Annotated in this window: 20 protein-coding genes and 2 tRNA genes; 13 read left to right on the forward strand and 9 right to left on the reverse strand. The window is 61.4% G+C overall.

Annotated elements, in window-relative coordinates; all coding sequences use genetic code 11:
• Positions 1-17: 17 nt before the first annotated feature.
• On the reverse strand, positions 18-788 hold the full coding sequence (locus tag HNE_RS01075) for an SDR family NAD(P)-dependent oxidoreductase (protein ID WP_011645250.1): 771 nt from the start codon (positions 786-788) through the stop codon (positions 18-20).
• A 233-nt stretch (positions 789-1,021) separates the two neighbouring features.
• On the opposite strand from HNE_RS01075, the gene HNE_RS01080 reads away from it, so the two are divergent.
• From HNE_RS01080 to HNE_RS01100, 5 genes are all read left to right on the forward strand, one after another.
• Positions 1,022-1,597, forward strand: coding sequence for an RNA polymerase sigma factor (locus HNE_RS01080; protein WP_160162593.1), 576 nt, complete (start codon positions 1,022-1,024; stop codon positions 1,595-1,597).
• Positions 1,598-1,631: 34 nt separating this feature from the next.
• Positions 1,632-2,666, forward strand: a complete 1,035-nt coding sequence (locus tag HNE_RS01085; protein WP_011645252.1) for a FecR family protein — start codon at positions 1,632-1,634, stop codon at positions 2,664-2,666.
• A 298-nt stretch (positions 2,667-2,964) separates the two neighbouring features.
• Positions 2,965-5,769, forward strand: a complete 2,805-nt coding sequence (locus HNE_RS01090; protein WP_011645253.1) for a TonB-dependent receptor — start codon at positions 2,965-2,967, stop codon at positions 5,767-5,769.
• 87 nt (positions 5,770-5,856) lie between these two features.
• Positions 5,857-8,001, forward strand: a complete 2,145-nt coding sequence (locus HNE_RS01095) for an acylase (RefSeq protein ID WP_011645254.1) — start codon at positions 5,857-5,859, stop codon at positions 7,999-8,001.
• Between the two features lie 21 nt (positions 8,002-8,022).
• The gene (locus tag HNE_RS01100; protein WP_011645255.1) at positions 8,023-9,579 is read left to right on the forward strand and encodes a CRTAC1 family protein; all 1,557 of its coding nucleotides are present in this window, start codon (positions 8,023-8,025) and stop codon (positions 9,577-9,579) included.
• Positions 9,580-9,632: 53 nt separating this feature from the next.
• Here HNE_RS01100 and HNE_RS01105 read toward each other — a convergent pair whose 3' ends face one another.
• The gene (locus HNE_RS01105; RefSeq protein WP_011645256.1) at positions 9,633-10,004 is read right to left on the reverse strand and encodes a hypothetical protein; all 372 of its coding nucleotides are present in this window, start codon (positions 10,002-10,004) and stop codon (positions 9,633-9,635) included.
• 138 nt (positions 10,005-10,142) lie between these two features.
• Positions 10,143-10,219, reverse strand: a tRNA-Arg gene (locus HNE_RS01110).
• 137 nt (positions 10,220-10,356) lie between these two features.
• Between HNE_RS01110 and HNE_RS01115 the strand changes: the two genes are divergently transcribed.
• The gene (locus tag HNE_RS01115; protein ID WP_049754982.1) at positions 10,357-11,379 is read left to right on the forward strand and encodes a TraB/GumN family protein; all 1,023 of its coding nucleotides are present in this window, start codon (positions 10,357-10,359) and stop codon (positions 11,377-11,379) included.
• A gap of 6 nt (positions 11,380-11,385) precedes the next feature.
• On the opposite strand, the gene HNE_RS01120 is transcribed toward HNE_RS01115, so the two are convergent.
• From HNE_RS01120 to HNE_RS01130, 3 genes are all read right to left on the reverse strand, one after another.
• Positions 11,386-12,198: an inositol monophosphatase family protein gene (locus HNE_RS01120; RefSeq protein ID WP_011645258.1), complete on the reverse strand. Its 813-nt coding sequence runs from the start codon at positions 12,196-12,198 to the stop codon at positions 11,386-11,388.
• 32 nt (positions 12,199-12,230) lie between these two features.
• Positions 12,231-12,629, reverse strand: coding sequence for a helix-turn-helix domain-containing protein (locus HNE_RS01125; RefSeq protein ID WP_011645259.1), 399 nt, complete (start codon positions 12,627-12,629; stop codon positions 12,231-12,233).
• A gap of 272 nt (positions 12,630-12,901) precedes the next feature.
• Positions 12,902-13,804 (reverse strand): N-formylglutamate amidohydrolase, encoded by a 903-nt coding sequence (locus HNE_RS01130; RefSeq protein ID WP_148205775.1) that lies wholly within the window; start codon positions 13,802-13,804, stop codon positions 12,902-12,904.
• 150 nt (positions 13,805-13,954) lie between these two features.
• On the opposite strand from HNE_RS01130, the gene cpdR reads away from it, so the two are divergent.
• Complete coding sequence (gene cpdR, locus HNE_RS01135) at positions 13,955-14,314, forward strand: cell cycle two-component system response regulator CpdR (RefSeq protein WP_011645261.1); 360 nt, start codon at positions 13,955-13,957, stop codon at positions 14,312-14,314.
• Position 14,315: 1 nt separating this feature from the next.
• Here cpdR and HNE_RS01140 read toward each other — a convergent pair whose 3' ends face one another.
• Entirely contained in the window at positions 14,316-15,548 is a 1,233-nt protein-coding gene (locus HNE_RS01140) for a phytoene desaturase family protein (RefSeq protein ID WP_011645262.1), read from the reverse strand.
• 86 nt (positions 15,549-15,634) lie between these two features.
• On the opposite strand from HNE_RS01140, the gene HNE_RS01145 reads away from it, so the two are divergent.
• The 6 genes from HNE_RS01145 (at position 15,635) to HNE_RS01170 (ending at position 21,036) form a co-directional block, all read left to right on the forward strand.
• Positions 15,635-16,126, forward strand: a complete 492-nt coding sequence (locus tag HNE_RS01145; protein ID WP_011645263.1) for an RrF2 family transcriptional regulator — start codon at positions 15,635-15,637, stop codon at positions 16,124-16,126.
• A gap of 98 nt (positions 16,127-16,224) precedes the next feature.
• Positions 16,225-16,299: transfer RNA gene (locus HNE_RS01150), tRNA-Val, on the forward strand.
• Positions 16,300-16,423: 124 nt separating this feature from the next.
• Positions 16,424-17,146 carry a carboxypeptidase-like regulatory domain-containing protein gene (locus tag HNE_RS01155; protein WP_011645264.1) on the forward strand — a complete coding sequence of 241 codons (723 nt, stop codon included), beginning with the start codon at positions 16,424-16,426 and terminating at the stop codon, positions 17,144-17,146.
• Between the two features lie 173 nt (positions 17,147-17,319).
• The gene (locus HNE_RS01160) at positions 17,320-18,519 is read left to right on the forward strand and encodes a hypothetical protein (RefSeq protein WP_011645265.1); all 1,200 of its coding nucleotides are present in this window, start codon (positions 17,320-17,322) and stop codon (positions 18,517-18,519) included.
• Entirely contained in the window at positions 18,516-19,466 is a 951-nt protein-coding gene (locus HNE_RS01165) for a DUF6384 family protein (RefSeq protein WP_011645266.1), read from the forward strand. Before HNE_RS01160 ends, HNE_RS01165 begins: the two co-directional genes overlap by 4 nt.
• 4 nt (positions 19,467-19,470) lie before the next feature.
• The gene (locus HNE_RS01170; RefSeq protein WP_011645267.1) at positions 19,471-21,036 is read left to right on the forward strand and encodes a hypothetical protein; all 1,566 of its coding nucleotides are present in this window, start codon (positions 19,471-19,473) and stop codon (positions 21,034-21,036) included.
• Positions 21,037-21,042: 6 nt separating this feature from the next.
• Here HNE_RS01170 and HNE_RS01175 read toward each other — a convergent pair whose 3' ends face one another.
• Both HNE_RS01175 and HNE_RS01180 read right to left on the reverse strand, forming a co-directional pair.
• A complete protein-coding gene (locus HNE_RS01175; protein WP_011645268.1) occupies positions 21,043-22,263 on the reverse strand; it encodes an acyl-CoA dehydrogenase family protein in 1,221 nt (406 codons plus the stop codon).
• Entirely contained in the window at positions 22,260-23,183 is a 924-nt protein-coding gene (locus tag HNE_RS01180) for an oxygenase MpaB family protein (RefSeq protein WP_011645269.1), read from the reverse strand. The genes HNE_RS01175 and HNE_RS01180 overlap by 4 nt, the downstream gene beginning before the upstream one ends.
• Positions 23,184-23,207: the final 24 nt, after the last annotated feature.

Raw genomic sequence — 23,207 nt, forward strand, 5'->3', positions numbered from 1 at the left:
GGCGCCTTTTCTTCCGGTCAGAAGTTCACGCGGTTGGAGACAGCGCCGTCAACGATGAGATTTGCCCCGGTCGTGTAGCTTGAGGCCGGGCTGGCGAGGAAGACGGCGGCATTGGCAATCTCCTGCGGTGTGGCGCAGCGGCCCGTGGGATTGCGCGCATTGGCCTGCTCAAAGAAGTCCGGCGCATTCGTCTTGACCGTGTGCCAGACGCCGCCCTCGAAGAACACCATGCCAGGAGAGACGACGTTGACGCGAATGCCGGCTTTGGCGTGCTGACGGGCGAGACCCTTGGCCATATGGATCAGCGCTGCCTTTATGGGGCCATAGGAGTCGCCCCGGTCTGCCTGCGCTGCGGAGATCGATGAAATAATGACGAAAGCGGCGTCGCCGTTGGTCGCGGCGGCCTTGCCGAGGAGGGGCTGGGCTGCCTCAAATGCGTTGACGGCGGCGAGCACGTCGAGCTGGAAGTTCTGCTCCCAGGCGGCGACGTCATTGCCCTGCGCCATGGCGCCGGCATTGGAGATTAGGATGTCCAGGCCGCCCAGCGTGCCGGCTGCATCGGCGATCCATTTCTTGAGGGCCGGGCCATCGGTGACATCCACGGATGCGCCGGTGGCATTTACGCCGAGTGCTTTGAGGTCTGCCACGGCGGCGGCAACCTGATCGGTATTGCGCGCGCAGACGGCGACATTTGTACCTTCTTTCGCGAGCGTGTCGGCGATCGCGCGCCCGATACCGCGTGTGCCGCCGAGGATGATGGCGTTCTTTCCCTTGAGACCCAGGTCCATGATGTTTCCTTCCCGGTTTATCTGGTGCGATCCTAAGAGGGAAAGGTGGTGGGGCCAATGGCCCGCAAGGCGATTTGCCCCCGCACGCTTGAGCGGGAATGCAGGCAATTGGATTACCGGTTGCCTCCTTAGTGCGCAGAAGGCAGGTTCAAAGGGTATATTTAGGGTGTTGCCTTGTGCCGGAAGGTAAGGGCCGCAACTTTCGGGACGGATTGAGCAGGGACGAGCTGGACGTGAGCGATACACCATTGAGATCCTTTCCCCTGGATCAGAGCGGGCCGCCTGGCCCGCCGATGGCCGGCCGGTCAAATACGCTGGCCTTTGAAGAACTTTACCGCAGCTATTGGAAAGACCTTTGCCGTCAGCTGCGCCGGGCATTCGGTTCGGGACCGCCGGAACCTGAAGATGTCGCGCAGGCCGCGTTTGCGCGCTTTGCCGAGCTGGGAGACCCCGAACAGGTACGCAATCCGCGCGCCCTGCTGCTGGTGACGGCGCGAAACATCATTCTTGACCACAAGCGCCGGAATGGACGCCACATGGCTTATGCGCGCACGATCCAGGCGGAGCTGATCAACGCTCCCCATAACGACATTTCGCCCGAGCGGGCCCTGATTGACATGGAGCGCCTGGAGATCGTGAAGCGTGCCATCGACACGTTGCCCCACAAGCAGAAAGTGGTGCTCAGTCTTCACAGGCATCACGGATATACCTACCAGCAGATTGTTGCGGAGACGGGCTGGTCGTATGGAGATGTCTACCGGCAGATGGAGGCGGCACTCGCTTCGCTTGCATCCGCGTTGAAACGTTAAACGAAGACAACCGGCCAGGATTGGGCAATCTGACGTGAAGCAGGACAACGGTAAGGGGGACCGGATCGACGCGGCAGCCCGCAGCTGGGCGGTGTATCTGCATTCGGGCGATGCAAAGCCCGACAAGATTGCGGAGTTTGACGCCTGGCTCGCGGCAGACGCGGCGCATGTCCATGCGTTCCGCCGTTACGAGAAGCTGATGAGCGATCTGGTGCTCATTCCGGAACTCGGTGAGGTAGGGCTTTTTGAGGGAACCCGCGCGGCGCCGGGTGTAATTGCGGCCAAGGTGCCCCGCCGGTCCAGCCAGCGGGTTGCTGCGTTCGTCATGATGATCGCTCTGGTTGGTGGCGGCATCACCGTCTTCGGCGCAGGGCGGACGTTTCAAGACGCGTCGCCCGCAATGGTGCCGGGTTATGAAACAACCATTGCGGAGATTCGGGATGTCCAGCTGGCCGATGGCAGCGTCGTGACCCTCGGCGCGCGCTCACGCATCGAGCCCACATTCACCGACAAAATGCGGATCGTGAAACTCTATGAGGGCGAGGCATTCTTCGACGTAGCGCCCGATCCGGCCCGGCCTTTCTATGTAGAGGCCGGAGATCGGCTGATCCGCGTGGTGGGCACACGGTTCGATGTGCGCCAAGGCCCGGAGACCGTCCGGATCGCTGTAGTTGAAGGCGTGGTCGAAGTTCTTCAGGCGGACAATCCCCGCAAGGCCGAGGCCGCGCGGGAAGGGATCGCGAAAGACGTATTGCGCGCGGGCGATGAAGTGGTGGCACGCATCGGGTCCGGCGAAAAAACCATCGGTGAGATAGAACCAGCCGAGGCCGCGCCCTGGCGCCGGGGCTGGCTGACTTACGAGAATGCCAGCCTGGGCGAGATTGTCGCCGATGCCAACAGATACAGCCCCCGACAGATTGTTTTTGAGGGGGAGGGCATCGCAGACCTGCGGATGACGGCGGCTTTCAGTGTCGAAAAAATCGATCAGTTCATTCTCGGCCTTGAGGTCACATATGATCTGTATGCAGATTATTCTGAGCCGGACCGGGTCCGTTTGAGCCGTCCCTAGATTTTCCGGGATGAGGGTGGCGCGGCGTGTGGCCAAACCCGGCAGCGCTCAAAAGTTGGATCAATGCTGCCCAATACATACGCATCCATGGGGGTAGGTGAGAAACAATCGACGCAGGATGTCATTTATTTTGGATAATTCGTGGCGCGCGCTCGTCCTCATTTATGTGGGCCGCTTCCAGGGCACCCACGCAGCGGGGAAGTCTGGCCGTTTCAACCAGGCAGTCACTTCGGGGTTACAAGTCATGCGCAAGACGCTTCATCCAATTCTCCGGGCAAGTCTCGCGGGGGCGGTCTCAATGACCGCGCTTCAGTTCGCGACGGGGTCTGCCCAGGTTATCGCCAGCTCGCCGGCGACCTTTGAAATCGAGTCCCAGTCCCTCGCCAAGGCGCTGGTGAAGTATTCAGAACAGTCTCACCTTGTCATCGTGGCGCCTGAGGAGCTTGTCGAAGGCAAGACTTCTGCGCGGGTGCAGGGCGTTCTGGCGCCGGAGCAGGCGCTCAACAGCCTTCTGTCCGGGACCGGGCTGACAGCGCAATCGCATAAGAATGGCGCGCTGACGCTGAAACGGACATGGGTTGAGGAGGGCCGGGGACCAGCGGGCCCTTTAGTGCTGGCTCAGGCGACAACAGCCGCGCCCCAGCCAGCTCCAGCCCCCGCGACTAGCCCGGCAGAAGAAGAGTCTCCCAGCATTCAGGAAACGGTTATCGTGACCGGTGTGCGCGGCGCGCCGCGCTCGGTGATCGACAGCCCGACGCCTATCGATGTGTTCTCGGCTGAAGACATCCAGCAGGGGAGCCCGACCGGGGTGTTTGAGTCCCTGCGGTATCTCGTTCCCTCCTTCAACCTGCCCACCCGTGCAGGCGGCGGCACAGCCACCGTGATCGCTACGGGCGGCTTACGCGGCCTGAACCCGGACCACACGCTGGTGCTCGTCAACGGCAAGCGCCGGCACAAGACCGCGCTCATCAACTCGGTCTCCTCGCTCTATAATGGTGCGGCGGGTGTCGACCTGAACATGATCCCGTCCTCGGCGATTGCGCGGATTGAAGTGCTGCGCGATGGCGCCGCGGCGCAGTATGGCTCTGACGCCATTGCCGGCGTGATCAACATCATTCTCAAAGATGCGCCCGAAGGCGGCGAGGCATCTGTCAGCTTCGGCGAGAATATGGACCGCTCCGACGGCGAATTCCTTACCGGCTCGGTCAACCAGGGCTACGCGATCGGGGACAGCGGGTTTGCGCATTTGTCCTACAGCTATATGGACCGGAATGCGTCCAACCGCGCAGTGCCGATTGCCGACTCTGTGAACCTCTATCCGCTGCTTCCCGACGGTTCGCGCGATCCGCGGGAGGCGAGCATAGACCGCCTTGTCACCACGAATTACGGGGCCTTCCCGCAGACGTCGCACACATTCGGGGCCACTCTCGGTTATGAAACCAAGGGCGTCGAACTCTACGCCTTCGGCACCTATGGCGCGCGCACGTCCGTGCTCGACTGGTCGTTCCGTGCCCCTAATAACCTTGCATCGCTGCCGGAAGTTTATCCCAACGGTTTCAGTCCGCGCCTGACCATCTATGAAGATGACCTTGAGGTTGCAGGGGGTATCCGCGGCAGCTTTGACGAATGGGGATGGGACCTCTCCAGCAACTTCGGCACCGACATCACCGATTGGGAAAACGACAATGGCCTGAATGCCAGCCTCGGGCCGGCGAGCCCGACGCATTTTGAAGTGGGCCGCCTGATTTCGTCCGAATGGGTCAACTCGTTTGATGCGACGCGGGCCTATGATCTGACCGATGCCGGTGAGCTGCAGGTGTCGTTTGGTTTCCAGCATCGCCTGGAGAAATACGAGATCGAGCAGGGCGACGAAGCCAGCTGGGCGGCGGGCAGCTATGTGCGTCCTCCCGGTCAGCCGTTTGAGGGGCAGGTGCAGACGCCGGGTTCCCAGGCAACGCCCGGCTTCCGTCCGGATGACGCAGGCTCTGTGGAGCGCAACAACCTGTCAGCCTATGGCGAGCTGGGCTGGAGCGCGACCGACAAGCTGTTCATTTCCGGCGCCGCGCGATTTGAAAGCTTTGATGATGATGCGGGCGAGGAGCTGATCTACAAGGTCAACGGGCGTTACGAGTTCACCGACTGGGTAGCGGCGCGGGCATCCTACAATACAGGCTTCCGTGCGCCGACACCGGCCCAGCAGGCCTATTCCTCCACCACCAGTCAGTTCCGCGATCTGGATGGCGATGGTGAGAATGAGCTGCTGCTCCTGAAAAACCTGCCGGTCGACTCGGCCGCAGCTATCGCTCTTGGGTCATCGCCGCTGGTTCCGGAAACATCCACGAATGCCAGCATCGGCCTCACCCTGACGCCGTTGAGCAACCTGGCTGTCACCATTGATGCCTACCGGATCGATGTGGATGACCGGATCGCAGTGACAACCACCTTCTCGCCGCTCGACAACCGTCTGTCGGCGGACGGCGTCACCACGATCGGTGACCAGATCCAGTCGATTCTGACAGCTAACGGGCTGCCCGCCGAGATCAGCGGCCAGTATTACACCAATGCCATCGATACACGCACGGAAGGTATCGATGTTGTGGCCACCTACACGATTCCGACTGACTCCCTCGGCGATTTCGCGGTCAAGGCCGGGTATAACAAGAACACAACCGAGATCACGGGCATCATCGATAATCCGGCGGCGCTTTCGGCCCTTGGGGATATCGAGATTTTTGACCGCAGCAAGCAGGGCGCGCTGACTGACTCCATACCGGACTCCAAGATCACGCTTGGTCTTGATTGGGTGTTTGGAAAGTTCTCTGCAAACGCCCGGACGACCCGATTTGGCACGTATACCGTTCTGAATGCGACCAATCCGTCCGCCGACTATGATGTCGATCCCGCCTGGATCACGGACATTGAGATTGGATATGAAATCAGTGAGGCGCTCAGTGTCTTCGCTGGCGCGAACAACGTGTTCAACGAGTACCCGCAGGAAATCAATCCTCCGGGCGCCACCAACGGCTCGAACATGTACAACACGTTTGCGCCATTTGGTTTCACGGGCGGATCATGGTTCGTGCGCGGTATATATAAGTGGTGATCTGACAGGGCTGGCCCGGTGGCGAGGTGCTTCCGGGCCAATCTTTTTACGACAGTCATGACAAGAATAAATGAGAGGATTTAAGGGATGAGACATATCAGGCTGTTTGCGGCGGCATTTCTTGTCGCGGCCCAGGTCGGGCTTGCGGCATGCGCCAGTGACGCAGGTATGGCGCTCGCGCCGCCCGAAGAGGCAGCGCCGCCGGCGGCGGAAGCCGAAATCCTTTGGGACACGTATGGCGTTCCCCACATTTATGGTCCGGATGCGGAATCAGTTTTCTATGGATATGGCTGGGCTCAGGTCGCCAGCCACGCCAACACGGTGCTCCGGCTCTATGGAGAAGCGCGTGGCAAGGGTGCCGAGTATTGGGGCGCGGAGTATGAAGAGACCACCAAATGGCTGGTCAAGAATGATGTGCCGGGCAGGGCTCAGCTTTGGTATGATGCCTACTCGCCAGAGTTCCGCGCCAAGCTTGATGCGTTTGCGGAGGGCATGAATGCCTATGCTGCGGCCAATCCCGAGGCCATTGATCCGGAGCTGCGCGTCGTGCTGCCCGTCAGCGGCGTGGATGTTGTCGCGCATGCGCACCGCCTGATGAATTTTGTCTATGTGGCGTCTCCCGGCCGCGTGGCAGGGGAGGGCGATCCGCCTGACCTCTCCGAACAGGGGTCGAATACATGGGCGATTTCCGGTTCGAAAACGGCATCCGGCAATACGATGCTGTTGCAGAACCCGCACCTGCCCTGGGGCACGGGCTATTTCATTTATTATGAGGCGCACCTCAACGGCCCGGACTTTGAAATCTATGGCGCCACACAGATCGGCCTGCCGGTGATCCGGTTTGCTTTCAATCAGCAGATGGGTATTTCCAACACCGTGAACGGCATGGTGGGCGCAACGACCTATGAGCTGACGCTGAAGGACAATGGCTACCTCTTTGACGGCGAAGTTTTGCCTTTTGATGTCCGTGAGACGTCCTACAAGCTGCGCCAGGATGACGGCACCCTGCTGGACGTGCCGGTGTCTGTGCGGTCGACCGTACACGGGCCCGTGTTTGAAAAGGCAGATGGCAAGACCATCGCGCTGCGGGTTGCAGGGCTCGATCGCGGTGGAATGCTGGAGCAGTATTTCGACATGGTCACGTCCGACAGCCATGAAGAATTCCAGTCTGCCATGAGCCGTCTGCAGGTGCCGACGTTCAATATTTCCTATGCCGACCGGGACGGGCATATCGAGTATATTTTCAATGGCATCGCGCCCAAACGCCCTTCAGGCGATATTGCCTTCTGGCAGGGGCTCGTGCCCGGAGACACGTCTGAATATCTGTGGACCGACATTCATTCGTTTGAAGATCTGCCGCGGGTAACAGATCCGGAAACCGGCTTCATTCAGAACTCCAATGACCCGCCTTGGGAGGCGACCTATCCGGTCGCTTACAAGCCTGAGGACTACCCAGCCTACTTTGCGCCGCGCACACCGCTTTCCATGCGGGCGCAGGAGTCGATCCGCATGATGACAGAAGCGGAAGACCTGACGCTGGACGAACTTGTAACGTTGAAGCTCTCCGCCAATGCGCTGATGGCAGACCGGGTGCTGCCCGATCTGCTGGCTGCGGCGGCGAGTGATCCAGATTCGGATATGCAGGCAGCGGTGAAAGTGCTGTCCGAATGGGATCGCACATTCTCCAGCGAAAATCGCGCCGGGGTCCTGTTTGAGGAATGGGGCAAGCTGTTTGCTGGCCCGCGCATGACCGGTCAGTCCGGATTTGCCGTGCCCTGGTCGGCAGATGATCCGATCAATACGCCCTCCGGCTTGAAAGATCCGGCGGCCTCTGTCGAGCTTCTTCGTCAGGCCATCGCCTCGACCAAGGAGAAGTATGGTCAGATCGATCCGGTCTATGGAGATGTGTCGCGCTTCATCCTTGAAGATGTGGATGTGCCGGGGCTCGGCGGATACGGGAACCTGGGCGCGTTCCATGTGATTACCTGGTCGGACCCGAATGCAGACGGCGTGCGCACGCCTAACCATGGCGAGACCTGGGTGGCGATGATCGAGTTTTCCACGCCGGTAAAGGCTTATGGCCTCATGAGCTATGGGAACTCCCGGCAGCCCGGCACGAGCCACTACAGCGATCAGCTCAACATGCTGTCAGAGGAAAAGTACCGCGAACTCTGGCTGCAACGCGAGCAGGTGGAAGCCAACCTGGCAGAGCGCACTCCGCTCAACCGATAGTCCCAATACGGATATACCGAGATGAAACACTATCTGAAATACTTGCCTGCGGTTCTGCCGCTTATAGCGGCAGCCTGCGCGGCGGCGCCGGAAACTCCGCAACTGGCGCCCGGCAACGCGCCGGTGGTGGATGTACCTGTGGCGCCGGAAGCGGCGGAGACGGTATCCCCGGCGCTGTCTTTTGTATCAGTCCAGCCCGAGCTTTTTGGTGTGGCCGGATCGCTCTCGAATGTGTGGGCGGACTTTGACCGGGATGGCCAGCTTGATCTGGCCGTGTCGCTGAAGGGCGGCGCTGTGCGGCTTTACAGGCAGGATGATGGGGTGTTCACAAGCGTGGGTGAGGCGCTGGGATTGCCTGTTTCGGGCCCGGAATTCCGGGGCTTGAGCTGGGGTGATTATGACGAGGACGGCTATCCTGACCTGCTCGCGGGCGCAACGTCTCCAGAAGAACTGAGCCGTGTTTTCCGGAACGATGCCGGGACGGGTTTTGTGGATGTGTCCGCAGAGCTTGGCCTTACCATTCCGGGCCGGTCAGCGCGCCAGACCAACTGGATCGACTATGACAATGATGGTGATCTGGATGTTTATTCGGCCAACCGTGCGGGTACGAACAAGCTGTTCGAAAACACCGGAGGTGTGTTTGCGGAAGTATTTGTGGGCGAGGGCCCAAGCGATGAGCGTCCAACGGTCGGAGCTTGCTGGTTCGATTATAATCTGGATGGGCGGCTTGATCTCTTCCTTGCCAACCAGTCCGGCGCTGAAGACGCCGTCTGGAAAAATGACATTTCCGGCTTCACCGATGTGGCTTCTGAAGCCGGTATAATCACTACCGGGCGCACGAAGCAGGAAGGCGGCGTTGGCTGCGCGGTCGGAGATTTCGACAATGATGGCCGGCTGGACATCTATTTCATCAATTATGGCGCCAACAAGCTCTACCGGAACACCGGCGAAGGCGGGTTCGAGGATGTCACCGAAGCCTCAGGAGTTGCAGACCCCGACCATGCGGTCGGCGGCGATTGGGGCGACTTCAACAATGACGGATTTCTCGACCTGTTCGTCGTGGGATATGAGGGGCCGTTCGGCGAGCAGGTACCTGTCAACTATCTGTACCTGAATGACGGGCAGGGGGGCTTCTCCAATATCCTGCCACTCGATCACCCGATCAATGCCGGCGATCATGGTGTGATATGGGTAGACTATGATCTTGATGGCGCGCTCGATCTTTCGCTGACGGATGGCTACGGACCGGAGGGCGGACATTTCGTGTTCCGGAACGAACTCGGTGCCGGGACGGGACTGAATGTCATGGTGCTGAATTCTGCGGGACTTCGCGTTGTTCCGGGTGCGGAAGTTCGCCTGTATGACGCGGCCGGCGACATTCTTGCGACCCGCCTGGTTCACACCGGAGGCGGCTATAACGCGCAGAGCGCTGTTCCCGTACATTTCGGCCTGAAGGACGCCGAGTCCGTGACTGTGGAGGTGACGTTTCTGACTGCGCAGGGACGCGTCACTCAGAAAGTGACAGGGGTCGATCCGGTAGAATGGGCAGGCAAGGCGCTGGTTGTTCAGCAAGAATAACCGGGGACGTGCGATCAATGCTCATGGCTTGGTGCTCCTCGCGGGCGCCAAGCTTATTTTTGATCTATTACGCCCGCGGGACATTTTCCTTCCGCAACAAGCCGTGCGCGATAGTCGCGCCCATGTTGTTCGCGCCAGGCATCGGCGTCGGCTTTGCCAGCCACGTTGAGGCGTTCGGCATACTCCGCTTCCATAGCGCGCCGCTCGGGGCCGGGGCCCGAATCCGCAAAGCAACGGCTAGAAATGGTATTTGATCCGCTTTCTCCGCCGGCAATATCGCCCGATAATTTATTCGCGATCACGCCTGTCGCTGTTTGACCCTGGGGCGTTGTGTCAACCGGCGCATATTGCGCAACGGCCGAACTGCAGGAGAGCATAAAGGCTAGCGGCAATGCATGCGCGAGCTTTCGGGAATATTCAGCCATGAACTTCTCCTGATCTACGCCCCATGAGCGCCCCACCTGCGATTTTAAGCAGGTCAGTGGTCGCAATATAGGTATCTGGGGATGAACATTCGCCAACAGGCGCGCCTGGCTCAGTCGAGTTTCCGGGCTTTGGGACCATGGTGCACCCAAGAGGATTTGAACCTCTGACCTTTGCCTTCGGAGGGCAACGCTCTATCCAGCTGAGCTATGGGTGCCGCGCAGGGGGTATTTATGCGAAGCTTGAGGGCGGCGCAACCGCGATTGCCTGATGCCGGGCATAGACGGGCTGGGGCGGCGCTCTCTATGGTGTCTTCAGCAATTGCATGACCTGCCCAGAAAGGCTCCGCTGACGATGAAGCTGCCCTTTGCCGATACTCTCCTGGCCAGCTGCGCCCTGATTTTTCTGGTGGGGTGCCAGCCGTCAAACATTGATGAGGCGCCCGCTGAGGCTAGCCCGGCTGTGGCAGGGGAGGCCTGCGATGCTGCGCGGCGGGCAGAGATGCGCACCGTTCGGCCGGGGCTTGAGGCAGCGGCGCTGGAAGCTGCGCGCGCCAGCCGTGGCGACGGGGCGCCCGCGCTCTGGACGCTGCGCGATGACGATACGACCATCAATTTTCTGGGAACGGTCCACCTTCTGCGCCCGGAACTTGAGTGGCAGACGCCAGAGATCGAGGCGGCAATCGCCGGCGCGGACACTGTGGTTTTCGAGGCAGATACAACGAGCCCTGAAGCCCAGCGCGAGTTGATGAAGTTCTACACGACCCAGGGGTTTTTTACCGATGGGACGCAGCTGACGAGCCTCCTCTCGGACGCTGAGACGGCGGAACTTGAAGGGGCGCTTGAAAGTGTGGGGCTTCCCATCGAGGCGTTACTGCCGCACCGGCCGTGGATGGCCGCGGTCAACATCTCCGTGAAGCAGATGCTGGATGAGGGGTTTGATCCCGAAGCCGGCGTGGAGCAGGTGATTGAGCGCGCTGCCGTGGCCCAGGGCGCTGACTTTGCGTATCTGGAAACGGTCCAGCAGCAGCTGGGCGGCTTGGCCGGCCTCAGCCATTGCGAGCAGGTCGACTTCCTGATGGCGACGGTGGACGGCATCGGGGAAGGCGCAGGCGCGCTGGACCTGCTGGTGGATGAGTGGGCTGACGGGGACGTGACCGGCCTCGGCCTGATGATGGCCAATCCGGAAATGCTGGGGTCTCAGCCGATCTATGATGTGATGATGACCGACCGGAACGAACGCTGGGTGCCGCAGATTACTGCCATGCTGGATCAGCCGGGCACGATCCTGATTGCCGTTGGCGCGGGCCACCTGGCCGGTGAAGACAGTGTCATCAAGATGCTGCGCGACGAGGGTTATACGGTCGAGGGGCCGTAAGGCCGCTCAGTCTGCCGCGCGGCGCAGGGCGAGCAGCGCCTGAGCGAGAATGCCCTGGCTGGCGGCGCAGACGATCTGCCCGCCGAGCGCTGGTGGTTCGCCTCGCCAGTTTGTAGCAAGGCCGCCCGCGCCACGAACAACAGGGATAAGCGCGGCCACATCCCAGGCCTTGAGGCCCGACTCGGCGACCAGATCCAGCGTGCCCCCGGCAATGCGGGCGTAGGCATAGGCATCAAGCCCGTAGCGGGCGATCCGCGCGGTGGCGCGCAGATGGTTCCATGCGCCCTGTTCGGGCGGGGTGAAGATGAAGGGATCGGTTGTCGCGATGGTGGCGGTGCGCAGGTCGGGATTGCCTGAAACTCTGATCGGGAACGTGCCCTCTGGAGTTTGCATCTCTGCGCCGCCGGGCCAGCCGAGATAGCGCTCGCCCACCACAGGCTGGTCGATAACGCCGATCACCGGAACGCCCTCGGGGTTCACGAGGGCAATGAGCGTGGTCCAGACAGGCAGGCCGGCGACGAAGGCGCGCGTGCCGTCGATTGGGTCAAAATACCAGCGCCAGCCGCTGGTTGAGGCGGTTTCCGGGAATTCCTCGCCCGTGACGCCGTCATCCGGGCGCTGCGTGGAAATGAGAGCGCGCATCGCCAGTTCGGCGGCGCGGTCTGCTTCAGTCACGGGGTCGAAGCCGGATTTTTCCGTGCCGGATTTATGATCGACGGCGTCCAGATTCCGGAAATGCGGGCGGATGGCGGCCCATGCGGCATCAGCGAGCCGGCGGGCGAGGGCGATGTCGTCTGCGATATTTCGGATAGAGGTCATGGGCGAGGCGATGCCCCGCCCATGAGATCAGGTCAAGCAGCGCCGGTGCTGGAAGTGTCCTGCTCCAGGGCTTTGGCAAGCTCCAGCAGGCGGCGGCGCGGGCGCTCGCTCAGGCGGTAGTACGCACGCACCAGCTCCAGGGTTTCCTTCTGGGAGAGGATGTCGCCTTCCATCTGTTCGGCGTCATTGGCCGCGTTTGGCACGGTGCCGGGCACAACCATGCCATCATAGAAGTACTGGACGGACACATTCATTGCCCGAGCCAGATCATACAGGCGCGAGGCGGTGATGCGGTTTGCGCCACACTCGTATTTCTGGATTTGCTGGAAGCGCACGCCCACCTGGGACGCCAGATCCTGCTGTGTCATGCCAAGCAGGCGGCGGCGGCGGCGCAGGCGCTTGCCAACGTGCAGGTCAGTTTCGTCAGCCATGATCCCTCTCCATTCTGGCGGGACCACCAATCAGTCCCAAAACAGGATATTCGCGCAGTTTCTACGCAAATGCCGTGCCGGGACGCCGAAACTGCCCGAACATTGGGCAGAAAAGAGGGGGTGGCAGGGGTGCGGCGAATAGGTTCTTGGTCGTTTGTGCATCGCAACATAATCTGACCTTGCACTTCGGTGCAGACGCCTCTGGCGTTTCCTCCCTTTGACTTTGGCCGCGCCTGAGGGCGCGGCCTTTTTTCTTTCCGGTCAGGGAGTTGCTATCGCTCGGTTAGCTCACGGATGGCGGCAATCATCTCGACGATGACGGCGTCCATGATCGGGCGAAGGGCCGAAAAGCCGCCAGCGCGGGTAATTGCCTGCTCGTCCATATAGAGGCCGCGATTGATTTCGATCTGAATGGCATGAATGCCGCGTTTCGGGCGGCCATAGCGCCGGGTGGTATATCCCCCGGCATAGGGTGCGTTGCGCGCCACAGTCAGCCCGTGATTGCGGAAAACCCGCTCCAGACGGTTTACCAAGCGGGCATCACTGCTTGATCCGAAGCGATCGCCCAGGACAATGTCGGTCAAATTGCGCCGGCCAGGCTGTACCGATGGCATCGAGTGGCAATCCACGAGCAATGCCCGGCCATGCCGGGTTCGCTGCGCGTCGAGCAGGCCCGATAGCTGGCCATGATAGACATCATGGATACCCGACAGGCGTCGTTCTCCCTCCGCCTTGTACAGGAGCCGGCTGTAAATCGCTTCGCCCCGCGCGCCGACCCTGGGCAAGCAGCCAAGACCTGCTTCAACGCGCGGCGTGGGCAGGGCGCAGGCCCGAGGTGGGCCGTCATGAAACATGGCGGGATCGAGTTCGTGGGGATCGCGGTTGAGGTCAACGACTGACCGCCCAAACCGCGCTGCGAGCAGGGTTCCGCCATGGTGAGGGGCGTTTGAAAACAGCTCGTCCACGAAGGCGTCTTCCGTTCTGCGGACATCCATCAAGGGGACGCAAAGCGCAGAGACCATTTCTTCAGGATAGTGGTTGCCCGAATGCGGACTTGCAAAAACGATCGGGGCGGCGTCAATTTGAGGCTCGGACAACAGGAAGGGGGCATCGAGCTCAGGCGGCTCGATGGGCGGTCCTTCATCAATCGTTAGGATGGGCGACGTATCGGGCATCTGCGCAATGGTTTGAAAATCGTTCGCAAGGTCAAGGCTTTTCAGTGTCGGCGTGTGGTGCCAGTCTTGCAAGCCTTCGTGTTCACCGCCGATTTACCATCGGTAGGCTTAATGTGTTAAATGTATGAATCACATCACAGGGGACCCTGCGTGACCAAAATCCTGCTCGCTGAAGATGATGATTCGATGCGCACCTTCCTGGCTTCGGCGCTGCGCAGGGCAGGGCACGATATTCAGGACTATGCGGACGGCGAAACAGCGCTCCAGGCGCTTGAACGTGAAGTGTTCGATCTGCTGCTCACCGACATCGTGATGCCGGGCCTCGACGGGATCGAGCTTGCGCGCCGTGGCGCGGAACTCGATCCGGCGATGAAGATCGTTTTCATCACCGGCTTTGCCGCCGTTGCCCTCTCCTCTGGCTCGCCGACACCGGCAGGCGCCAAGGTTCTCTCCAAGCCCTTCCACCTCCGCGAAATCGTGGAAGAGGTAGACAAGGTTATGGCAGCCTAACCTAACCCAGATATGAGAGCAGGTTGCGCGCCGCATTAGCAGCGCTGGCGGCGGCTGTATCAGACAACATGCCTTCCTCGCCCACCCAGTCACCGGCCAGGTAGACCCCTGGCATGTCAGGTATTGTAATATCCGGCCGCGGCACCGCGAGGGTCGGCAAGGCGTGAACGACCGGCATGGCAATCAAGCGCTGGCGACGCACAATGATCTCCCGCCAGCCTGGCACGGCTATATCTGCGAGGGCTTCAAGTTCGGTGATGGCATCGGCGCCCGGCGCCTCGTCTGGAGCGAGGTAACGCGCGAAATGGACCAGGACGCCGCCGGGTGGAGCAAGCCGCGCCGTTGCAGAGTGGATGGAAGCGTACAGGGGCTTGTCGATGCCGAGTACGAAATCATGCGCGTCTTGAGGGCGGTGGCTCAGGGCAAGATCCAGGGTATTCGCACGGCAGCTTCGCAGATTGGCATATCGGCCCGGCTGGCCCGTAAGTTGAGCGGCAGAGTCCGGCGCGCAGGCGAGAATGATGCCCTCGGCAGAGAGCGTCTCGCCGTTTGCCAGGGTCACGGCCCAAACCTCGCCGGATCGTTCCAGCCTTGTGACGGGTGAAGAGGCCCGGATGGTGGCGCCTGCGGCGGCGGCTTTTTCAAGAAGGCCGTCGACGAGACTCTGCCAGCCATCGTTGACATAAAGTGTGTCCGTGAGCGCCAGGCGAACCTGTGCAAGGCCCGCCGCAGCGGGAAGCTCCTGTTCGGCGTGTGCGTAGCTCGACAGGCGCAGCAATGCCGAAAGCGCCTCGCGCACATTCGGGCGCAGGCGCAGCGAATCAGCCCACTGCGCGAATGAGCCGGGTGGCGTCCCGGCAGTGCGTATCTGGTCCATCAACTTTGGAAAGCTTGCTTTGTCGGCCATGTCGAAAAGGCTGGTTCGCATCAGCGACGCTGCGCTGAAGGGAAGTGTATGCAGCTTCCCGCCGCGCAATGCTTTGCGGGTGATCTCGCGGGGCTCGCCCGCATAGGGGACACCAATCCGGTCCAGTGCTTGCCGGAAGCTGCCGGCCAGATAGAGCGCGTGAGGGCCCTGGTTCAGCGCGAAGCCACCCTCTCGCTTTGTCTGGGCGCGGCCGCCGAAGTGTGCGGTGGATTCAAGCAAGGTTACAGAGGTGCCGGCGGCGGCGAGATCATGTGCGGCAATCAGGCCGGCGAGACCTGCGCCAATGACAATTGCATGCGGGACCATGAAGGGTTTCCTTTATTCGGACATTATATATCCGATATATACCGGATGAGAAATATCCGCAATGATAATCGCAGGAGGATTCACCGATGAGGATGGGAGAAGGGGTAGAGTGGGCGGCCCATGCCTGCTTGCTGTTGTCGGCTCTGCCAGACGGAGCAGGCCTGCCAGCTGCGGCAATAGCGGCCTTTCATGACGTGCCGCCCGCTTATCTTGCCAAGCATATGCAGGCGCTGGCGCGGGCGGGGATTGTCACCTCAGCGCGCGGCGCTTCGGGCGGCTATCGCCTGGCTCGCGCGCCGGAAGAGATCAACCTGCTTCAGATTGCCGACGCGGTAGATGGTGGCGAGCCGGCCTTCCGCTGCACCGAAATTCGCCAGCGCGGCCCCTGCGCGGCAAAGGCGGAAGAGTGTATGAAGGCGTGCGGCATCGCGGCGGCGTTTTGGGCTGCCGAACGCATTTACAGGCAACATCTGGAGGGCGTGCGCCTTGCAGATATTCGCTCGGCACTGGTCCGAAAGCAGGATTCGGCCAACATGGAGCGTCTAAAAGCCTGGCTCGAAGCCCATGCCAACAATTGAGACCGCAGTGCCTGCGCGAAACCCCGCTTGACGCGCCAGCCCGGATTGTTCATTACGCCTCTTCTTCAGGCTTGGCCCGTACGGGGTCTTGGCCAAAAGGGCGGTTAGCTCAGCGGTAGAGCACTACGTTGACATCGTAGGGGTCACAAGTTCGAACCTTGTACCGCCCACCATTCCTGACGCTTTCTCCATTTCAAGCTCCGGCAGCGCTGATGGCGTGACGGGGGCTTTGCGTTTGTCTTGCCACGTGCGGACAAGGCGCTAACCTTGCGGTCAGGGAACCGTGAGGGGGGGTAGATGCCGCTGTTCGCAATGAAGTCTTCAGCGGCGATGATCGCCTGTCTGTGTCTCTCGGCCTGCATCACCCAGCGCGAGCATGTGTTGGCGCCGGACGCGTGGGGCATCGTGATCGACGCCCGGCAGGGCCAGCCCGTTCAAGGCGCGCAGGTTCGATATCCAGAAGTTGGGGCGCTGGCGCCGGTCATGACGGATACAGATGGCGGCTTCACGTTGCCGGGGCTCACCGACAAACGCACGATTGTCGCCCTCCCGATGGGCGGTGTTTACCGGAGCCTCACCGAGGTGCGTGTTTCCGCATCGGGACTGGCGGATGGGTATGCCAGCGCGGCCTTCATCAATGGGGGACGGCCTGCGAAGACCATCTACCGGGTTGTCGTGCTGATGTTTCCGGCCGACGCGGCAGAGACCCCGCTCCACGAACTGATGCGGGATTGTGTGGACGGACCCGAACAGGACCACGCGTTGCATCTTGCCGACTATGTTTCTGCGCTCGATCCAGAGAATCCGCCTGTCTGGTTTGATGAAGAAACACCCGAAGCCCTGCTGGAGCATCTCCATAATGCCCTGCCATCCTCCGGATTTATGGCTTGTGAGCGGATGAATGAAGCCTACGAGATGTTCAAGACGCAGACAGAGCCACTGGAGGCGATCCGAAGGGCGGCCTATATCGCTTCGCTGCCACCTCACCTGAGGCCCTTGCCAGAGCCGGCGCACAAGTGATGCAGGCCGCCGCTTACAGGGCTGAAACCTTTTAACGAAGGCATACTGATAGGGCGTCCGAGGCGGGATTCAATAATCGATATTTGCCGTTTTTCGATAAATACTTGTTGCGAAGACGGGCTGCTTTGCTACCTTTCCGGCAAGTCCGCAGTTCCGCGGGAAATATCGGAGGCATGAGCAAGATGGCCCAGGCGACAAGCCCCTCGGCACTTCAATATCTCGACAAGGCAATGGGCGGGCTGAAACAGCTCGGGCTGGTGCCGGACAGCTCAAAGAGCGGCGCGGCGCCGATTGTCGCGCTGCTGGAGCAAATCGCCGATCTTGAGCCGGAGAAGGTGGCAGCGATTGCCCGCACGCTGGATCAGGCGAGCCTGTTCAATGATGTGGTGCGCGAGCAGGTCGCGGGGATCACCGTCGGCGAGCGCTATGAAGGTATCACGACCGCCTTCAATTCGATCCGTGATGACGCCAAATCCCTTGTCGATCAGTATGCCGATGGCAAGATTTCGACGATGGAGCGCGCCTCGAATGTCTGGATGAAAATGACGCGGGGCGACATCGCCAGCCGCTTTGACAAGATCAAGGATCTCTATCTCGAGGTTCAGGATGAGTCAGCCAATCAGATCGACCGGGAGCGGAAGATCCTGGAGGCCTATCTCGATTTCCGCGGTGCAATGAAGCAGTCCGAAGTGCTCGCACTGGAAGTGCTCAAGGCGGCTGAGGCGGAACTCGACGCGGCCAAGGCACGCGTTGGGGAAGCCGTCTCGGCTCTTGGCGCCTATGCCGGAGAGGACCCTGCAGAGCGGGCGCGGCTGGAGCTGGCGCGGGACGAACAACTCCGCCTGCTGCAGGCCGAAGAGAAGCGGTATCAGGTTTCCAAGGACCTCTCCGACAACATCACCATCGGCTACAATACGTCTGAAGTGATCATGGCGCGTCTCGTCCAGACGACAAATGCCAAGGAGCGCGTCTATGCCCAGTCGGTCAGCTTTTTCTCGACCAACGAGATCGTGCTGACGGCGCTGACAGCAAGCTTCACCGGTATGCATGGTCTGCACGAGTCCACGCAGACGCTGGAAGCGATGAAGAAGGGTGTGGATCAGAGCCTGGAAGTGCTCGCCGACATTGGCGGGCAGGTTCAGGAGGCCGCCGTGCGGGCAGGTTATGGGCCAACTGTTTCTGCCGCATCGGTCAAGATGCTGGTGGAAAGTGTCGTCTCCTATCAGGAGCGTGCGCAGACGATCATCGCCGAAATGCGCAAGCTCTCGACTGAGAACTCCAAGGAAATCCGCGAAGCCGTGGAAGATGGCAAGCGCCGCCTGACCAAGCTGGTTGAGGAGGGCGCAACGCTCGCGCTGCTTCCCAAGCCGTGACATCGCCCGGCGCGCCAACAGCTCATGCCAGCAACAAGCTCGACGACATCCTCCTTGCGATGGATATCGTCGACACGCTGCGCCACCGCGAGCAGCTGGTGCTCAGCGAGCTTGATGCGGGCGCGCGGGAAGAGGCGCTGCTGGGGCGGTTGAAGGATATTTATGCGGCGCAGGGTATCGATGTGCCCGAACAGATCCTGAAGGAAGGGGTCAAGGCGCTTGAAGAACGGCGCTTCGTTTATGAACCGCCCAGGCCGTCGATCTCCGTCAGCCTGGCCAGAATTTATATAGCCCGCGGCCGATGGATGGCGCCGCTGATCCTGGCCGTCATCGCCATCGGATCGATCGCGGCAGCCTGGCATCTGGGCGTCGCCGTGCCCGAACGCGAACGGGCCGCAGCCGCACAGATCGAGCTTGCCCAAACGCTGCCGTCCGAGATCGGACGGCTGCATGGTGAGATTATAGCTCTCGCCCTTGAGGCGCCGACACGGTTGCAGGCAGACGCGCTGAAAGCGGAAGGGGAGCGTGCCATTGCAGCTGAAAACATTACCGCTGCGCGGGGCGCCCAGGCGGGGCTGGAACGGCTCCTGCGCGATCTGACGGCGGTTTACGATGTTCGGGTCGTGTATGGGCCTGGAGAGGCGCGTTCGGGCGTGTTCCGGATTCCCGAGGATGTCCCAGGCGGGCGGAACTATTATCTGATTGTGGAGGCCGTGGACCCGTCAGGCAAGCTGGTGGAGGTGCCCGTCACCAGCGAGGAAGACAGGCGCTCGGACCGGGTGACGCGCTGGGGCCAACGCGTCAGCGAGGCTGTCTTTCAGTCCGTCGCTGACGATAAGAGCGATGACCAGATCATTCAGAATTCCGTCATCGGACGGAAGGCGCAAGGCTATCTTTCACCCCAATACACAGTCGAAACGCCGGGCGGCGCGATTCTGGAGTGGTGAACCGATGAGCGGAAATTTCAACGGGCGCGACGCGCTGGCTGAACTCGACAGGCTGGTTGCCCGCACGCGACAATCGCTTGCCGAGGCCTTGTCTGCGGCAGATACCGGCGAAGCGCGCCAGACCGCCATCCAGCGAGAGCAGGCTGAGGCGTATGCTGCGCTCGCCGATCTACGTCTTGGTCTCATGAATGCCGGGGAGGCGGCAGAGACGTTTGGACGGATCGGCGTGACGGCTGGCGACATTGCCGAGCGGCACGCGGCTTTTGTCGAAACCGAACGCAGGGCCTTGGAGACTGCGGCCGCTGATGTACAGGCCAAGGAGGAGGCGCGCGCCGAGCTGGCTGCGGCCTATGATGCCGCTATTGCCGCATATGAAGCGCGCGTTTCGGAAGCGGAAGCCACCCTCCGGCAAGGTGCTGAATATGCAAACCTGACAGGGGCCGCCGAAGAAGCCCGCGCCATGACCTTGCGCGCCGCCCAGAAGCTGGAGATTGCGCGGGCTGACCGGGAAGAGAAGGGAAAGCCCTACCGGGATGACACGCTGTTCAGCTATCTGTGGAAGCGGAAGTTCCGCTCGCCGGAATACAAGGCGCCGCCGGTAATCCGCATGCTGGATGGCTGGGTGGCGAAGCTGTGCAGGTATGATCAGGCTTTCCTGAATTATCAGCGGCTGACCGAATTGCCCGAACGGATTGCCGAGCATGCCGCCTATATGGCGCGGCTCGCAGATGAGGCGGAAGCAAAGCTCGTCGAGGCAGAAGCGCGCGCCATGGAAGACGCCGGGACCGGTTTGCTGAAAACGGAGTCGGATCGGATCAAGGCGGCGATGGGCGCATGCGATCTGGAGATGGAAGCGGCCGAAGCGCGGCACCGGGAAATGGCGGAGCGTCACGAAGCGGCGTTGCGGCAAGAAGCAGGTCCGGCGGTCGAGGCGCGGCGACTATTGGAGACAGAGCTGCGTAAGGCCAGCTTTCCAGACCTTCGTCTGCTGGCCGCGGAGACGGCAGAGCTGGATGACGACCGGATTGTGGACAGGCTGGTGCGTCTGCGGACCGAGGAGATGTCATTGGAGCTGGAAGCCGGCCGGATGACGGCGCGTCCCGCAGCCCTGCGCGACGAGTTGGGGCGGGCCGAAGCGTTGCGCAGGCAGTTCAAGCAGGCGCGGTTTGATAGTCCTTATGCCGTTGTTTTCAAATCCGCTTTTGATGAAGTGGTCTCCGATCTGATGCGGGACAAGTTAGACGTGCGCGGCGCGTTGCAGCGCCTCAGCCGGTCGGTGCGGCGGGCGGAGGCCCCTTCGGAAGCCCATCCTGATTTCGGGGGACAGGGGCGTAGCCAGACGATTGGCCTTCCCGATGTGTTGGGGGGTATGATCGGCGGCGTCCTGGGCGAAGTTCTTGAGGAAGTGATCCGCGAAACCACGCGGGGCGGGGGTGGGTACGGGTCCGGGCCGATATTTCCGGGGCCGCCGAAACGGACATCCCGGCCATCGCGCAGCGGCGGCCGCTCCTTCCCTTCGGGCCGGGGAAGGAAGGGCGGTGGCGGGTTCAAGACGGGCGGGGGTTTCTGAGTAAAATCAGAGACCTAGCTGCCCCTTGGAAAGGATGCCGCGCTGGATTTCGTTGGAGCCGGCATAGATCGATCCGGCCCGGTCATTGAGGTACTTGGCCGAGGCGGTGACGGCACTTTCAGGCCCCACCACCGGGACATTCCGGGACAGATTGAGACACTCCGGGACAGGAACCGGCCCGCCGGGGGAGGTGTGCTGCGGCTGGAAGGGCGCGACATAGACACCGGCCAGTTCAATTGCCAGCTCGGTCAGGTGCTGGCTGAGCTCGGTGCCGCGGATTTTCATCATCGAGGCCTTGAGGCCGGGCGTGCCGCCTTTTGCGAGGTCTGCCATCTGTTGAAGTTCTGCTGCCTCGAGGGCCATGATCTCTGCCTCGGCGAGGGAGAGTTTGCGGGCAAAGCCAGCATCCAGCAGACCCTCTTCGGCGGCAGTGGCGCGGATGGCGCGCACGCGGGCGAGCAGGCGGGGGCCATAAGAGGATCCGCCACGCTCGAATTCGAGCAGGTATTTGGCGACCGTCCAGCCTTCATTGATCTTGCCGACCACATTCGCCTTGGGCACGCGCACATCGGTGAAGAAGACGGCATTCTGGATATGCTCGCCCGAGAGCATGATGATCGGGTCCACTTTGACGCCGGGCGCGGTCATGTCGATCAGGACGAAGGTGATGCCCTGTTGCAGCTTGCCGGAATTGTCGGTGCGCACGAGGCAGAACATCATGTTTGCTTCATGGGCGTGGGTGGTCCAGATTTTGGAGCCATTGCAGATGAAGGCATCGCCATCATCAACCGCTGACATGGTCAGCGCGGCGAGGTCTGAGCCGGCATGGGGCTCTGAATAGCCCTGGCACCAGAAATCCTCGCCTGAGAGAATGCGGGGCAGGTAGTAATCCTTCTGTTCCTTTGAGCCGTGGCCGATGAGGGCGGGGCCGCACATGCCGATGCCCATGGGTGAGAGCGGCGGGGCGCCCGCGCGGGCCATTTCAACATCAAAGATGTAGCGCTGCGCCGGGGTCCAGCCCGTGCCGCCATATTCGACGGGCCAGGAGGGGCAGGCCCAGCCCTGCTTCACCAGAATTTGCTGCCACTTCATGCCGATGGGCTTGGTCGAATAGACGCTGGTCATGCGCTTTGCGTAGGCGCGCAGGTCGTCGGTCAGGTGCGCGTCCAGAAAGGTGCGAACTTCCTGGCGGAAGGCTTCTTCTTCGCGGGTGAAGGAGAGGTTCATGCGGGGGCCTCCTTGGCCATGGATGCAGTGCGTGCGGCCTCAACAAGGCGGCGGCGTTGAGTTTCAGATTTCCAGACAAAGCTGCGTGGCAGGCCGATGCGCTCTGACGCCTGCGCCGGCGGGCCGTTCAGATCGGGTGTACGCTCGGCGATGGCAGCCATGCTTTTCACAGTCAGTCTACCAAGCGGCGAAAGATCGTATTCCGCGCCGAGTTTGAGGCGTTCGCGGACCTGTTTGGGAAGTATGTCGACGGCGGCATGGACAAGCGCGCTCTGCAGACCTTTGGGCACGCCCGGCGCGGCGCGCCCGGATTTCATGATGCCCAGAAACTCGGTGTTGATGGGGTGGGGTTCAAAGCGGGGCAGGAGGCGGGCCATCATGCAGTTGAAGTGTTCGACCGAGCGCAGTGGTTCCTGAACACCATAAAGACGCGCAACCGCTTCGCCTTCTGCAAAGAACCGGTTCATCTCGTCCTCGGTCAGGGGCCGGACAAAGCGGTGGTAGGCCATCAGGAACCCGTAAGCGGCCGTTGCACTGACCCAGTCGAGGAGTTCCGGATCGAGGGCGCGGTAGGATTCCCCGGAGGGCGTTTCGCCTTTCACGCGCGCATGCATGTTGGTGACGCCCTGGATGACGCGGCGGGCGGCACTGGCGGGGCCATAAGTGCCGACCATGGCGGCCGTGCCGGTGCGCTTGGAGCGGCCGATAGGATCTGTCTTGAAGACTGAATGATCCCACACGCCGGAGCGGATACGGGCATCGGCAAATTCCAGCAGAACGGCGCAGACGCCGCCGATTGCGAGCGCAACGGGGTTCTTGAAGACCTGCCAGGTGATGGAATCCGGCGCGATCAGAGCGGCTTCGCCGGGCGGTGTTGTGTAATCCACCTTCCAGCCGAGATAGGTTTTAGGGTCGCTCATGCTCTCCTCCCCAGGAGTTTGTGC

The organism is Hyphomonas neptunium ATCC 15444, assembly GCF_000013025.1.
Classification (GTDB): domain Bacteria; phylum Pseudomonadota; class Alphaproteobacteria; order Caulobacterales; family Hyphomonadaceae; genus Hyphomonas; species Hyphomonas neptunia.